The organism is Bacteroides sp. D55t1_190419_B8, assembly GCF_015558905.1.
Classification (GTDB): domain Bacteria; phylum Bacteroidota; class Bacteroidia; order Bacteroidales; family Bacteroidaceae; genus Bacteroides; species Bacteroides vicugnae.
This window is the reverse complement of the sequence record NZ_JADMOU010000007.1, coordinates 105,277-119,513: the sequence shown is the minus strand read 5'-3', so window position 1 is coordinate 119,513 and position 14,237 is coordinate 105,277. Positions and strand designations below refer to the sequence as shown.

Genomic DNA, 14,237 nt, shown 5'->3' with positions numbered 1-14,237 from the left:
TATCAATATGCTTAGGTCTATTTATTTACTGTCTTTTCTCCTCCTGCAATCCTTGTTTGCTTTTGCCGGGAATGTAAAGGAGAGTGTTCCGTCCTCTTTTGATTTGTATGTATGCATCGGACAATCCAACATGGCGGGGCGTGCAACATTAACTCCGGAAGTCATGGATACCCTTCAAAATGTGTATCTGTTGAATGATAAGGGGAATTTTGAACCGGCAGTAAATCCCCTCAATCGTTATTCAACAGTCCGGAAAGATTTGTCTATGCAACGCTTAGGACCAGCTTATGGTTTTGCCAAAGAATTGACGCGGAAAACGAAACGCCCTATCGGACTGGTAGTAAATGCACGTGGTGGTTCTTCTATCAACTCTTGGTTAAAAGGAAGTAAAGACGGATATTATGAAGAAGCACTCTCCCGGATTCGGATTGCGATGAAACAGGGAGGTGCTTTAAAAGCAATCCTTTGGCATCAGGGAGAAGCCGACTGCTCCAATCCGGAAGCGTATAAACAAAAACTGATTTCTTTGGTGAAAGACCTGCGGGAAGATTTGAATCTGCCGGAACTGCCGATTGTTGTAGGACAGATTTCTCAATGGAACTGGACGAAAAGAGAAGCAGGTACAGTCCCCTTTAATCAGATGATTAAAAAAGTTTCTTCTTTTATTCCCCATTCCGATTGGGTATCATCGAAAGGATTGGGATGGTATAAAGATGAGAAGGACCCTCATTTTAATACGGAAGCACAATTGTTATTAGGGAAACGTTATGCAAAAAAGGTACTGAAGTTCTATAAGCATCCATAGAATACCCTTTTTCGAAAGAATACAAAAGCCGGCTAATTCCTCATGAATCAGCCGGCTTTTGTATGGTGAATAACTAAATACTGCCTTGTTGATAGAAAATGACTATATGTAGTTAATTATCTTGTTATAAACAAATTAACCTGTTAATAACTTTGTTAATATCCTTGTTGATAACTGAAATGAGGTTGTGAATAAAGTCTGTAGAGAAGAGTCGTCATAAAAAAGAAGAACCGCATTTTGCGATTCTTCTTTTCTTTAGTTGCGGAGATCCGATTTGAATACTCTTTTCTTCGCTTCTATAAGGATCAGATTATCAGCTTCCTACATTATTCGTAATACGGTTATTTTATATTATATTGTCCCGATTTAGTCCCGGTAAACGTCTTAAAACATAATTACAACTTACTGATATTCATGTTTGTGTGTGTTTACCGATCTTTCCATTTCCCGCCTTTTATAATCGTCATCCGGCAGCTTCGGCCCTGTTGCCGTGGTATAACTCCAATCTAGCCGATAGAGTCGCATTTTCTTGTATAAGACGCTTAACCTCTTCTTTCAATTCTTTATTTTCTTCCTTTAAATAATTTGTTAAATTATCATCATTTGATGTTTTATCATCCGATGAAAGAAATTTTTCTCCCTCCCCTGTGATTATCCACATAATATTTACGTTGGGATAAGTGCGATAAATTTGTCGTAAAGAGTCACTTCCGATCTCTCCCGTGATTTTCCTTACAAACTCTCTGTTCTTACCTATTTCTTGCGAAAACGCATTTGTTGTAATGCCTAATGCGCTGCATAATTCAAAGAGTCTTTCTCTTACTTGACTGTCTTTTCCCATATATTTTTAATATAACGGATAAATTTATCCGATAAAATTTTGTTTATAGATAAATTTATCGCATATTTGCACCATGAATAACAAATTACTGCATCAAATATAACAAAAAGTTGCAGTACACACAATAGGGAAAATACCCTATGTCTATGTAAAATCTAAATATAAAATATTATGGCTGTAACTAAAAAGCATTACTCATTTACGCCTGGTACATTAAAAGTATCCAGAGAAGACTATCCGAAATTGAAAGATCAGCTTTATAGCTTCCTTGGTTGTTCGTCGGATCCTGAATATTATAGGAAAAAGAAAGACTATCTGAATATACCGGCCCATATCAAAGAAGGAATAGAAAAGATCTTCTCTGAATTTGGGGTAGATGTTTCTGATATCTGGGAAATAAAAGGATAAGCTATGAATATACAGGCAGAATTAACCGAACGGGAAGAGGAAATCGCGGAAGTTATGGGACTAGGCGCTATTTCCCAGAAAGAAGCTGCTAACATTTTGGGTATTTCAATTAAGACGGTAGACAATACCTTGCAGAAGATCAAAGAAAAGGCCGGTATTAGCAAAGCTGCTGAATTGACAAAGTTCTGTTTTTGCCGGAAATTTAATATTCCCTTGTCTATGTGTGAACCGGTAAAACGGTTTGTGGCCGCTTGTTTTCTTTCCGTATTCATATTTGGCGAATATGTACATGCTAGTGATTTGTACCGTAGAACCACCAATACACGACGGGTACAGACGGAAGAAGTGGTAAGGTTAAGACGGACTGAAACTTAATACTCTGCCTAGTAGAGAAGCCAACGGACAATAATAAGGCATTAAACCGGTGACAGCCGAGAATAGATCGGCACCCCCTGGAATAGTTCAGCGGTAGAACAAAAATGCAGATGATATCGGGTGTTTACGTCGGTGGTTCGATCCCACCTTCCAGGACGTTACATAAAAGTGTAGAAGGCCAACGGACAATAACAAGGCATTAAACCGGTGACAGCCGGGAACAGACCGGTTATGTTTAACATTAAAAAATTCTATTATGGCAGGAAAAGCAAGTATTACAGCAAAAAAAGCGAAACTAGAAGTCTATAAAGATGGAAGTTTCCACAGAATCGACACTCTTAATTTTAGGCCGGGTGAATACCCGGAGTTTACAAAGTTCTTGGAACAAAATTTTTCCTTAGAGCAAGTACATAGTAACACTAGAAAGAAATCAGGTTTTTATCTGGTAAAAGTTGATCCAGATAAAAGAGAAGATCTTCTTAATATTCTTAGTAATGGCCTGGGAAGTACAGTAGATCTTAATTCGCCGTGTATTTATACTGGCACAAAAGATTAGCTATGGCACGGCATAGATGGACTTTATTACAGCCGACACCAGATCGAATACCGGGAGTCTATAAGGCTGAAATTTGCGTCAAATGTGGATGCGTTAAGCTCCACTTGTATTTAGGCCGGATCTACACTTCTTCTTATCTCCTTAATGGGAAAGAATTATCAAAACTACCTGAATGTAAATAGTGAAATTATGGAAACAAAAAAAATGTACAGCATGTGGCAGCGTATTGCCTATAAGTGAGTTTTCACACCACCCTAAGACAGCAGACGGATTATGTAACGTTTGCATGAGTTGTCGTTCTGCGAAGATCTCTAAAGGGAAAAAGAAACAGCAACCAGGGAGTAATCCCCAATTAGCGCAATTTAAACCGCGTGAATTGATGGATGAACTTAGGGCCAGGGGCTACAAGGGGACATTAACCTACGTGCAAGAGATCAAACTTTAAAAACTGGTTTTATGGAAAATGAAGTAGTAAAAAATAAGCTGGAAAAGCTTAAAGCGCTGAATAGCTCTTTTGTTGAAAAGAGAGATTTTCATAATAAAAAGATGATGCGGGCTAGAAAGTTTGAAACGAGCGATTTCCATTTGGAAAAATACAAGCTATATGATTCATTAAGCAGTAGAGCATCCGATATAGCTTATAATATTCGTAGGCATTTTTTATATGAAAAAAGAATTACAGATTGGGGGGATGCCGAAAGTATTAAGATGGATTATCGTATTCGGTTGAGTAAAAAAGCCGAAGGGCGAGAGAATTATCTAAATAAGCATAAATACGGGCTTTGGTTTTTGGGTAGCTCTTTAGGTGCTGATTATGGAGAATTTACTTGTGATAAATGCGGATGCACATTTTATCATTCACCTTCTGAAATAACACTGGCCGGTAAGGTTGTGTACAAATGTTGTTGCGGGCACTGCACCAATAGTATAATAAACAGAGATTGGGGGGAAGAACCTTATTTTTAATCAATCATTGAGCTATGGACGTACAGTTTAAAAGAACGATTAATACGGAAGAAGCTAGATCATATATGAAGCTAGCAGTTACAACCGAGTCAAAGGACAGGTTAAAGTACTATCTTGATTTATTAGGCTATCATCATATTACTTACAAGGTCGAGAAAATTAAACTTATGGGTGATACTTTTTCGGAAGTATGTGTATTGCCACATCATTATAAAGTTGCTATAAATATGTGGAGACAGACGATTGAAGCAGTACTGGATGAAACTGAAATATTTACAGATTAATAATCGAATAGGATGAAGCAATGTCGAAAGAAAATTTGTCCGGTTTGTGGGCGTAAGCTTTGGTTACATAGTTTTTATAAATGTGCTTCCGGGTATAGTTCACATTGTAAGGAATGTGTAAGGGAAGAAAAGAGGCAGGAGTATGCTAGAAACCGTAAAGTTCCTGATGGTTGCTTTTTCCATGAGGCAAAAGGGCGGCTAGTGGAACATAAGGGATATAGTACTCGGATTTTGTGGACGGGGAATATGCTTAGTTTATTGAAACGGTACTATCCAACTACCCGGAATGAGGAATTAGCTGAATTAATAGGGGTATCTCCTAGGACAGTTACGCGTAAAGCTCGCGAATTGGGATTAGTTAAGGATCCCGACTGGTTGAAAGAAGTGTATAACTACAATCGAAGGGATGCGCAAGCAGCTAGTAAACGTAAGGGATATCCTGGATCTTTTCAACCAGGTTGTAGGACTGGTGAGAAATACTGGTTTAAGAAAAAAATGAATAGATAATTTAATAATGAGCGAAAAATCAATATCAATTTCTAAGGAGCAAGTTATTTGGCTTAGAGAAATGTACGAAACCTACCGGGCATTACTGGAAGGGACTCCCGATGATGGAAATGCGGCGGAGCTAAAGCAAGTGAAAAAGCATGTTCTTCCGCTTATTAAGGAATTAGAGAAGATTACTAAATGACGTATAACAAATTAAAAAGGAATCAAATGATAATAGCGTGGTTCTCATGTGGTGTAACATCCGCAGAATATAAGGAGTAGAAAGTATGAGAGAAAGTATTTTGCCTGAAAGTAAGGGGGAAGAGCCTGTAAAGGAGGATCGCCGATTAAGAAACCTAAAGTATCAAATGAGAAAGAAAGGTTATGTTATCAACGACAAAGACCGTGTATGCGTCCTTGCTGATGAAGATAGACGATCTCCATTACAAGAAAAGAGAATTAAGACATTTTCTTTTCGCCTACAATATAAAATGCTTTAGTTAGTGGATATATCCCCAAAAAGATAGAAAAAAGTTTGTAACCGTGTAACTTTAGAAGTTATGATTAAAGTTAGTGACATTTATAGCAAAACGCATGATGGACTAGATATAATCTTAGATTATTATCCACAGGCCGAAGGATGCGTCGATAACAAAAAGAAATTTAAACGCCGCCCGGAAGAAGACGACGCTTCGGCATGTATCAAGAAATTCAAAGTAAATAACGACTATGAAGTCTATAAGGTAACGGACTTCGGGGATCAGTCTACAGCAATGTCCCCGGTTGATATTTGCATGTATGAAGAAGGTATCTCTTTTTCAGAAGCGATTTTTAAGCTGGCAAGTCGTTATAATGTGACTAACGAACTAAATAAGTCAGTCAATAAGCCGGATATCAGAAAGCGACCGGCTAAAGCTGACGAAAAGGAAGGATCCCGCTTCTTTGAACTTGAAAAAACATTCACGGCAGATCAACTTAAGATCATGGGCCCGCGCGTAAAGCAGGAACATATTGATCGGTTAAATTGGTACGTGGCAAAATCGATTTCTTATGTTAAGAATAGGGAAGTTACCACTAAATACACAACGCCTACCTATCCTATATTTATGCGTGAATGTATTGTACAGTCTAGTAATGATCCTGAAAAGGTTGTTAAGTTCTACAAGATATATGAACCGTTGAACCCGGATAAACAATGGCGTTTTAGTTATACCCCTGATGGGGTGAAGCCCAAAGAATTTATTAACGGTCTGGAAGAACTAAAGAAATTGTACCGGGAATATAATGCGAAAGAAGAAGCTTTATTTAAACAGGATCCCAAAAATGAGGATAAACCTTATAAAGAAAAAAAGCTGGAAGAAGCTTTCATTTGTTCAGGTGAACGTGATTCACTTTGTGTTGCTTCGCTTGGCTATTCTCCTTTGTGGTTTAATTCTGAAACCTACAAAGTAAGCCCGGAAGAGATTAAGGAAATATATAAGTATGTAGAGAAACTATATAATATACCGGATATCGATTCGACCGGTATAAGGAAGGCTACGGAATTAGCACTTAAGTATATGGATATCTTAACGGTCTGGCTACCTTCTTGGCTGACTACCTATAAAGATTGGCGCGGGAAACCACGAAAAGATTTCCGGGATTTCATGGAGTTAAGGCAAAAAAATGAAGATTTTAGGAACCTTCTTAAAATGGCTATGCCAGCCCGATTTTGGGAGATAACGCAAAACGAGAAAACCGGGAAGAAACAGTACGAAATAGATGCGGATTGCCTACATTATTTTTTGAAACTAAACGGATTTCATGCCTTAAGGGATGAAAATTCGGCTAATACTCAATATGTACGCGTAGTAGGACGGATCGTTTCGTCTATAAAGGGAAAGGATATAAGAACTTTCCTTCGCCAATTTGCGAGGGAACGTTATTTGGATCGGAATATTCGTAATTTGATCCTAAACTCGCCACGTATGAGCGATGGGGCATTGGAGAATCTGGACGAAATAACGCTGGACTTTACAAGTTATACCAGGAAGAGTCAGTATTTTTTCTTCCCTAATGCAGTATGGGAAGTTACAGGGGGTAAGATAGAAACCCAATTGGCGAACATGGGCATTACAGACCGCTATGTTTGGGAAGAAAATGTAATACCGCACAATGTTAAAGTATTGCCAGATATGTTTACGATAAAACGAAATAAGCTTTCAGATGGGACAGATGCTTGGGATATCGATATACACGAACATGCTAGTAATATTTTTCGATACTTAATTAATACGAGTAGAACACACTGGCGGAAAGAGCTTGAATATTCTCTGGATCACTTGGATAATGAGGAAGCGGATCGATATCGACTAGAACATATTTTTGATATTGCAGGGCCTAACCTGGAACCGGCAGAAATAGCGGAGCAAAAACAGAACTTGATAAATAAGATTTTTGCGATCGGCTATATTCTTCACCGGTATAAATCCCCTTCCCGTGCCTGGTCACCTTATGCGATGGATAATAAACTAGGAGAAGACGGGGACAGTAACGGAAGATCCGGAAAATCTTTTCTTTTTAAAACTTTCGATCACTTTATGAAGACTGTTAAGTTATCCGGCCGTAATCCTAAATTAATGGATAATCCCCACGTGTTCGATCAGATCACCCAACACACCGACTTTTTATTAATAGATGATTGCGATAGATATACTTCTACCGGTTTGTTTTACGACGTTATTTCGTCTGATATGACCGTAAACCCGAAGAACAATCAATCATTCAACATACCTTATAAGGATAGCCCGAAAATTGGATTTACAACAAACTTTGTGCCGGTGGATTTTGATCCATCAACAGAAGGAAGGTTGCTTTATATGGTATTTTCAGACTATTATCACCAACGTACACCGGATAATGACTATTTGGAAACAAGATCTATTCGGGATGATTTCGGTAAGAATTTGCTAACAGACTATAACGAGGAAGAATGGAACCAGGATATTAACTTCATGTTGCAATGTTGCAAGTTCTATCTTTCATTGATTGATGATTCAGTTAAGATACTGCCCCCAATGGATAACATCATGCGTCGAAAATATAAAGCTGATATGGGAGCCGGTTTTGAAGATTGGGCTAAAGGATACTTTGCCGAAGATGGGGATAAGGTTAATGTATTAGTTGATAGGCAATCCGCTTTTCAGGACTTTATAAACTTTTCTGGTATGCGTAAATGTACCATGCAGCGTTTTACGAAAGCTCTAAAAGGATTTGCGAATCTTACGCCTTATGTGAAATGTCTTAATCCAGAAGTTATGCGAAATAGTTCTGGACGTATCACCAGGAAGATAGACGGTAAATCCTGTGATATGATCTATATTCAGACTGTTAGCGCCACTGGAATTAATGATATGGAGATGGGGGAGAGTGAAGCAAACCGGACGCCTGCGCAGACAGTGATTGAAGGTTTTACCGATACAAAAACTGATTCTGGGAATGTGCCTTTCTAAATATAAACTAAAAAGCTACCAGGAATTTAGGGATTTGATGCAGGTGCCCGGATTCTATGAATTTGCTAAGCCGGTATACGACTTTTTGGAAGTGATGGAAGAAGGGACTATCTTCAATTTCGCTACAAAATGCCAGGACGAACAAAAACTGGAATGGTTTATTAAGATAGCATGTTTGTTTATATGGTGCGGGCATTTTGAGTATGAGTTTAACGATGATTTTACAAAGATAAGGCGTAAACGTCTTATGGAGATCGAAAAAAAATGGAAAGAAGAGTATTACGAAAGGTTACGAAACAGCTAACCATGTGACTACATTGCGTCCAGGACTGTAACGAAGGGTACAAAGTAAAGAGGTCAGATACGAAAGTGTCTGGCCTTTTTACTTGAAAAGCGCCCGGCGCCAGCCGCCCTGCCTTTCGGTTTCCCCTTACCCCTTCCCTTTTTACTACTAAAATTTTGTAACTCTGTATCCTATGTTTGAAAAAGAAGATAAGTAACTAATAATAAGAAAGATAATCGGTTTCAAATTTGGTTGCAAACTTGGTTACAAACTTGGTTACAAAAAAACAGTGTTTGTAACCTTGCATTTTGTGACGGTGGGAAATAGCCTGGTTACAAACTGTTTTTTCTCTTATTTTTTTGTATCATGGTTTTGTGACTAAATTAAAATATTGATATATAGTAAGTTAAGATAAGAAAGTTACAGGTTACAAAATTACAAAGATTTAGAGCGAAATTTGAAAAAACAGACGATTGAAGAGTATGTTTAACAAGCGGTAAATTTATCGCTTATTAAATAGTGTAAATATATTTATATTCTCCGTTATGGAATCAATGATTTAATTTATTGTATATATAATGCTGTTAATCAATATTTTATTTATATTTTTGTAGCAAAATTCAAATCATGGTAACAACGAAAATAACAATCGAGGCACATTTAGCGGAATATTGCTGGTCTAAATTTTCCGCAGATCCAGACGGGGCACCAGTGAAGTTTCCCGATAATTTGGATATCTATCATCTTATTTATGATTTGCTAGAAAAACGACCGATAAACAGTTCTAGGGATCAGGGTAATTTAGAAATTATATTGCCGGATCGTAGGGAAGGGGATCTGGCCGGTGGGAAATCCCCGGAACGTTTCAATTATCTAGGAATACGCAGTCAGAAAATACTTAATAAGAAAATAAAATTGATGATGCGTGCAGAACTTCACGATCTGATTGATGAAAATAAACACAAATTCGGGATCGATCAGATCCAGTCTGTACACTACTTTATGAAAAAATACTGCATTGAATCAATAACCGAAGAAGCATTGCAGAAGGATTACCAGCGATGGAGAGATAATATAAGACGTTCAAGTAAAAAACGTCCATACAAGAAAAAATAGAAGTTTTTTTCACCTACGAAGTGTATCTTAATGTCCTTTTTTTGCTGGAATTTTGCCGGAAAAATGCCGGAAAAATGCGGAGTAATTGAATATCAAATAGTTATATAGTATGAGAACAAAGAAAACACCTTATTCAGCAGCTAATTCGCTTCGACTGATACCGATAGGCAAAATAAATCGTTTTGCCCTAATTATGTCACGTGCTTTTGTTTCCTTCCAAAATGGAGATTATGAGATTCCAATCGTGCCAGGATCATTTACACCTGACATCCAACCGGAAGAAGCAGAAGGCGGCCTTATATATAATGTAGGGCATACGTTTAATGTTGCCCTGATCGATATAGCTAATGAACACTTGCTGGCTGCATTGAGCAAGCAAGAGTTAATCGCCATTTATACCAATGAAGCCGGTTGCGAAATTGTATCTGGAACACAACAAACACCCTTGGCGTTTACTTATGCAAAGGTAGCCGGGCAATATCAATGTAAACTAACCGGGATAATGTCACATTCAGAAGCCTTTTACAGTCCTTTCTAGCCCGCTTTTAAACGGTTTCTTTTGCAGAAAAAAGAAACCGTGGATAAAATTCAGCAGATTTTTAATGAGAAATGGGCGATCGAGGCAAAGGATTATCACCACCTTTTGTCACTTATCTTGCCTTCTATAAATAACGGTAACTTAGCAGCTATTGAACAGCATCTTTTGCAAAATAAGGTTACGGCTTATGCCGCTATGCCTTATGTGGCGGATCGATGGGAACTGGAAGACGCTTCGTTACCGGAAAATTCAGTCGTTATACTTACCTGTGATGGCGTTTTATATTCTTGGGAAACTTACCGTTTGGAACAATTTATTGCAAAAGCCCTAGCAAATCCAAAGATAGCCGGTATTGTCTTATTTGTAAACGGCCCTGGCGGAATGATTACCCGTGTGGATCTTTTGGAAAGAATGATCCGGGAATCTTCTAAACCAATTGCAGCATACATTACCGGTGTATGTGCTTCCGCGCATTTTTGGTTTGTGTCTGCATGTGGGCGGAAATTCGTTTCTTCCCCAATGGACGAAATAGGATCCTGCGGGATTATCTACACTTATCAAAGCTTTAAAAAGTATTATGAAGAGCTAGGCGTTGAGCTTAAGGATATTTATCCTGATAGTGCGGATCTGAAAAATAAAATGATTCGTGATATGGAAGAGAAACAGGATGATAGCCTTATTAAAGAGAAGCTTTCTTTTTATCACAATCTTTTTGCACAGGCAGTTGCCAGGAATCTGGGCATAAAATACGATCGAAACGATCCTCTTTTTCGTGGGCAAACCTATTTTGCTGATGTAGCCCTGGCAAATGGTTATGTAGATGCTTATGGTACGTTGGAAGATGCTATCGTATGGGTATTATCACAAGCGACACTAAAAAGGGCTAATGAGATAATTTAATATTCACTTTTTAATCAATTTGTTTTATGAAAAATCGTTTTTCACAATTCGTTCCGGCTGTAATGGCTATTCTGGGGATTAAGGACTGGAATAAGGACGCGGACAAAAAAAACGCTTTACTGGCAGAAGAGAAAGAAAAGCTTAAAAACATGGGCTTTAATGAAACTTTTCTCACTGGTTTTTGTGAAGCGTTAAGTAATGACTTCCCGGATGATAAACCGCAAGGAAGTACGGAAAATGGAACTGTTATCCCGGAAGATAGTGCTTCCAATGCAGTAATAAAAGGTTTGCTAGCTGATATTACAGCCAAATTAGCTACCGCGCAGGTAGAAATCGAAACTCTGGCTAAAGAAAAAGGAGAACTTTCTACGGAAGTAGCAGCTAAGAGAACAGAGATTACCGGTCTTAATCAAAAAATTAAAACGCTCTCTGATATGGCAGAACTGGACAAGGGAACCGGGGCACAAAACGGGACTATTATACCGGATGCTAAAAACATTGTTTTGAATTGGGATGATGATAAGCAGCTAGGCGGTATTACCGGTGAAATGTACGGTATGGATAGAGCTTATAATCAGCGTTTACGTGCTGAAATGCTTTATCGTAAGGGTATTGCAGTTCAGGTACCTACGGCTAGTTCTATCGATTATTCTAGGCTGAAAGAAGATTTAGGCGCTTTCTATCGTGTACCGTGGCAGGATCGTTTGCAATCTTTTTTGATGGTTTTGCCATCTATCGAGAGTATTTTCCCTTTGGAGAGTGGTTATCAAGATCTAGCAGTATTAACTAATATCTGGTTAGGTGAGTTTTCACAAGCAGATAATACCGCTAGTGACTTCGATAATGTCACTAAGGGCAATTATGAGTTTGACAATGAAACGCTGCGTATGTTTAGCGTTATGTTTGCTCATAAGTTCAAGGATTTAAAAGCGCTGGAAAAATCTTGGATCGGAAGCTACAACAAGGAAGGATCCCAGGTTATTAAGTGGTCTTTTATTGAATACATTCTCGCAGAGACAGCGAAGAAGCTGCATAACGAACGTGAACAGCGCCGTGTTAATGGTGTGCGTAAAGAACCGGATCTGAATAAGCCGGGCCGTGCTATGGGGGCCGCTGATGGTATCTATGAATTTCTGAATAAGAAAGTAGTAGGCCATATTGATATCAATAATGGTAAGCTGGTTTATCAGGTGAAGCCGTTTGAGCTTGGTACTTTGTCACCAGAGAATATCGGGGAAAAAGTTTATCAGGCTACATCAATGATACCAGCCGTTCTTCGCGATTCTGGTACATTAGCTTTGTATATGCCTTCTCACATGATTGTGTGGTACCACAAGTACAATGAACTGCATTATGCGCAGAATCAAGACTACAAGGCTAATATTATGTACGTGAAAGAATATCCGTCGGTGAAACTTATAGCAGTGCCGAACGCTGATAATCACCATCGTATTTTTTGGACGCTGGAAGGTAATATCCATACATTCGAAGATCAGCCGGGAGAAATGACGAAATTCAATATTGAGCAGCAAGACTGGACTTTGAAAGTATGGAGTAACTGGAAAGAATCTACCTGGGCTTATGCAGTAGGATTCAAATACACAAAGAAAGAAGACATGGACTATTCGCGTCAGATGATTTTCTGCAATGAATACGACCGTCCGGCATCTTATTTTATCGAAGCCGATAAGGATACGCAGCCGTCTGCAAAGTATCATACTTCTATTGTAACTGTTGCTAATACTAATCTATTGGCTATTACTGATATTGAAGATGCAGAGGTCGGGAAGATTGTTACGCTGAAATGTGGCAATACGAATAAGGGCGTTAAGATTGATAAGTCCGGTAATTTCTCCCTTATTTCGGAAGCTTGGAACCCTAAAAAGGGTGATATGATCCGTTTAATGAAACGTGATGACGGGAAATTTATTGAGATAGGCCGCGAGACTGGCGCCGCCGATGCTTTGCAGTTTGCCCCAGATGAAACAACGCCTTCTTTACAGGGTGGATCTGTTTTCGTAACAGGTGAAAATACGAAAGCTACGGCAATCACCAACTTTACAGATGCAATCGCCGGAAAAACTTACACGATCCACGGAAGTGGTAAAGAAAATGCTAGTACAATTGCAACCGGCGGAAGTTTTGTTTTAACGTCCGCCCTAACGTTAAGTACCGGTAAGTTTATCAAGCTGGTTAAAACTGACGATGGCAAGTTCTACGAAGTTGCACGCGGCTAATTATTGGTGGGGGAATATTTTCCCCTACCTATTATTAATCTCAAAAAAATAGCTATATGAAAACTTACATTAAAACATCTGTACCCAGACCGGCAGGAAGTCCGGGTAAGGGAATAACGCCTAAAGATGTTCTTACGTTGATCGACGTTGAAGACATTGTTTCTTTTCCGCCGCGTGATGGTGCCGGTGTCGTCCTGGTTGGTGATATTGTAGTAAAACCGTCGGCGTACTCTGTGGATCTTTATATTACGCCTGGTACGGTTGAACTGGCTTCTAACGGTGAAGGTGAAACCGATGCGAAAGGTTTTACGCCTTCGGTTAAAGGGAAGCATCCAGGGAATAAAAGAGAAGTGCGCGAATTTAAGACGAACTGGCTAGGTCGTCATTGTATTGCTATTTTGCAGTATTGTAACGGGGAACCAGCAGATATTATCGGATCACCATGTAACCCGATTGAAATGTCTGTGAACTATACAGGCAATAAAGATGCAAATTCTTCTGAATTTACTTTTACGCAAATTAGCAAGGGGGACGATATCGGAATTTATGAAGGCACGATCCCGCACGAAGAACCCCTGGCAGTAGTTCCGGCGGCTGCAACGGAAATAACCTTCAAAGGTACAGGGCAATATCAGCTAAGTGCCGGAGCTGCGAAAATAGCAACTGTTACAGGTGCTCAACATGGCGACGTCTTAACGTTGATTGGTATTACGGCTGGTGTTGCACCAACAGTAGAAACCGGCGCTTCGTCTGTCTTTTTATTGCAAGCTGGTAAGGTGTTCACCGCGTCACCTGGAAGCCAGATCACATTTAAGGCTTTTGATACCGGAGGTGGGGCAATGAAATTTGTTGAGCAATCAAGATACGAGGCTTAATTTTTTTACTTGTAACTACTTGTAAGCCCTGGGCAGTGATGTTCGGGGCTTTTTTAGTCCTTTGCCTGGCAAT

The 14,237-nt window shown here is 39.0% G+C and carries 16 protein-coding genes and 1 pseudogene; 16 read left to right on the top strand and 1 reads right to left on the bottom strand.

The features are described 5' to 3' along the window. Positions 1-7 precede the first annotated feature (7 nt). Positions 8-805, top strand: coding sequence for a sialate O-acetylesterase (locus I2I13_RS08980; RefSeq protein ID WP_148363916.1), 798 nt, complete (start codon positions 8-10; stop codon positions 803-805). 463 nt (positions 806-1,268) lie between these two features. Here I2I13_RS08980 and I2I13_RS08975 read toward each other — a convergent pair whose 3' ends face one another. Further along, positions 1,269-1,646, bottom strand: a complete 378-nt coding sequence (locus I2I13_RS08975) for a hypothetical protein (RefSeq protein ID WP_055229973.1) — start codon at positions 1,644-1,646, stop codon at positions 1,269-1,271. A gap of 171 nt (positions 1,647-1,817) precedes the next feature. Here I2I13_RS08975 and I2I13_RS08970 point away from each other — a divergent pair, with 171 nt between their 5' ends. The 15 genes and pseudogenes from I2I13_RS08970 to I2I13_RS08900 all read left to right on the top strand — a co-directional run bounded on the left by I2I13_RS08970 (position 1,818) and on the right by I2I13_RS08900 (position 14,164). Continuing rightward, positions 1,818-2,054, top strand: a complete 237-nt coding sequence (locus tag I2I13_RS08970) for a hypothetical protein (protein ID WP_055229971.1) — start codon at positions 1,818-1,820, stop codon at positions 2,052-2,054. 3 nt (positions 2,055-2,057) lie between these two features. Continuing rightward, entirely contained in the window at positions 2,058-2,429 is a 372-nt protein-coding gene (locus tag I2I13_RS08965; RefSeq protein WP_007209422.1) for a hypothetical protein, read from the top strand. A 76-nt stretch (positions 2,430-2,505) separates the two neighbouring features. Further along, a pseudogene (locus I2I13_RS08960) lies at positions 2,506-2,585 on the top strand. Between the two features lie 100 nt (positions 2,586-2,685). After that, a complete protein-coding gene (locus tag I2I13_RS08955; protein ID WP_055229968.1) occupies positions 2,686-2,985 on the top strand; it encodes a hypothetical protein in 300 nt (99 codons plus the stop codon). A 456-nt stretch (positions 2,986-3,441) separates the two neighbouring features. Then, entirely contained in the window at positions 3,442-3,951 is a 510-nt protein-coding gene (locus I2I13_RS08950) for a hypothetical protein (RefSeq protein WP_055229966.1), read from the top strand. A 14-nt stretch (positions 3,952-3,965) separates the two neighbouring features. Then, positions 3,966-4,235, top strand: coding sequence for a hypothetical protein (locus tag I2I13_RS08945; protein ID WP_195649273.1), 270 nt, complete (start codon positions 3,966-3,968; stop codon positions 4,233-4,235). Between the two features lie 12 nt (positions 4,236-4,247). After that, positions 4,248-4,742, top strand: a complete 495-nt coding sequence (locus I2I13_RS08940) for a helix-turn-helix domain-containing protein (RefSeq protein ID WP_007209427.1) — start codon at positions 4,248-4,250, stop codon at positions 4,740-4,742. Positions 4,743-4,749: 7 nt separating this feature from the next. Then, positions 4,750-4,926, top strand: coding sequence for a hypothetical protein (locus tag I2I13_RS08935; protein WP_007209428.1), 177 nt, complete (start codon positions 4,750-4,752; stop codon positions 4,924-4,926). Positions 4,927-5,284: 358 nt separating this feature from the next. Then, positions 5,285-8,215 (top strand): hypothetical protein, encoded by a 2,931-nt coding sequence (locus tag I2I13_RS08930; RefSeq protein WP_007209429.1) that lies wholly within the window; start codon positions 5,285-5,287, stop codon positions 8,213-8,215. Beyond that, the gene (locus I2I13_RS08925) at positions 8,202-8,519 is read left to right on the top strand and encodes a hypothetical protein (protein ID WP_007209430.1); all 318 of its coding nucleotides are present in this window, start codon (positions 8,202-8,204) and stop codon (positions 8,517-8,519) included. The genes I2I13_RS08930 and I2I13_RS08925 overlap by 14 nt, the downstream gene beginning before the upstream one ends. A 606-nt stretch (positions 8,520-9,125) precedes the next feature. After that, positions 9,126-9,614, top strand: coding sequence for a hypothetical protein (locus I2I13_RS08920; protein WP_007209431.1), 489 nt, complete (start codon positions 9,126-9,128; stop codon positions 9,612-9,614). A 109-nt stretch (positions 9,615-9,723) separates the two neighbouring features. Beyond that, entirely contained in the window at positions 9,724-10,152 is a 429-nt protein-coding gene (locus tag I2I13_RS08915) for a hypothetical protein (RefSeq protein ID WP_007209432.1), read from the top strand. A 39-nt stretch (positions 10,153-10,191) separates the two neighbouring features. After that, positions 10,192-11,052, top strand: a complete 861-nt coding sequence (locus I2I13_RS08910; protein WP_044153137.1) for a S49 family peptidase — start codon at positions 10,192-10,194, stop codon at positions 11,050-11,052. Between the two features lie 26 nt (positions 11,053-11,078). Further along, on the top strand, positions 11,079-13,289 hold the full coding sequence (locus tag I2I13_RS08905) for a hypothetical protein (protein WP_007209434.1): 2,211 nt from the start codon (positions 11,079-11,081) through the stop codon (positions 13,287-13,289). Between the two features lie 56 nt (positions 13,290-13,345). Further along, the gene (locus tag I2I13_RS08900) at positions 13,346-14,164 is read left to right on the top strand and encodes a hypothetical protein (protein WP_007209435.1); all 819 of its coding nucleotides are present in this window, start codon (positions 13,346-13,348) and stop codon (positions 14,162-14,164) included. The last annotated feature ends 73 nt before the right edge of the window (positions 14,165-14,237 follow it).

Coding starts and splice junctions, on each gene's coding strand:
- I2I13_RS08980 (WP_148363916.1), top strand. CDS start 8: ATGCTTAGGTCTATTTATTTACTGTCTTTTCTCCTCCTGCAATCCTTG.
- I2I13_RS08975 (WP_055229973.1), bottom strand. CDS start 1,646: ATGGGAAAAGACAGTCAAGTAAGAGAAAGACTCTTTGAATTATGCAGC.
- I2I13_RS08970 (WP_055229971.1), top strand. CDS start 1,818: ATGGCTGTAACTAAAAAGCATTACTCATTTACGCCTGGTACATTAAAA.
- I2I13_RS08965 (WP_007209422.1), top strand. CDS start 2,058: ATGAATATACAGGCAGAATTAACCGAACGGGAAGAGGAAATCGCGGAA.
- I2I13_RS08955 (WP_055229968.1), top strand. CDS start 2,686: ATGGCAGGAAAAGCAAGTATTACAGCAAAAAAAGCGAAACTAGAAGTC.
- I2I13_RS08950 (WP_055229966.1), top strand. CDS start 3,442: ATGGAAAATGAAGTAGTAAAAAATAAGCTGGAAAAGCTTAAAGCGCTG.
- I2I13_RS08945 (WP_195649273.1), top strand. CDS start 3,966: ATGGACGTACAGTTTAAAAGAACGATTAATACGGAAGAAGCTAGATCA.
- I2I13_RS08940 (WP_007209427.1), top strand. CDS start 4,248: ATGAAGCAATGTCGAAAGAAAATTTGTCCGGTTTGTGGGCGTAAGCTT.
- I2I13_RS08935 (WP_007209428.1), top strand. CDS start 4,750: ATGAGCGAAAAATCAATATCAATTTCTAAGGAGCAAGTTATTTGGCTT.
- I2I13_RS08930 (WP_007209429.1), top strand. CDS start 5,285: ATGATTAAAGTTAGTGACATTTATAGCAAAACGCATGATGGACTAGAT.
- I2I13_RS08925 (WP_007209430.1), top strand. CDS start 8,202: ATGTGCCTTTCTAAATATAAACTAAAAAGCTACCAGGAATTTAGGGAT.
- I2I13_RS08920 (WP_007209431.1), top strand. CDS start 9,126: ATGGTAACAACGAAAATAACAATCGAGGCACATTTAGCGGAATATTGC.
- I2I13_RS08915 (WP_007209432.1), top strand. CDS start 9,724: ATGAGAACAAAGAAAACACCTTATTCAGCAGCTAATTCGCTTCGACTG.
- I2I13_RS08905 (WP_007209434.1), top strand. CDS start 11,079: ATGAAAAATCGTTTTTCACAATTCGTTCCGGCTGTAATGGCTATTCTG.
- I2I13_RS08900 (WP_007209435.1), top strand. CDS start 13,346: ATGAAAACTTACATTAAAACATCTGTACCCAGACCGGCAGGAAGTCCG.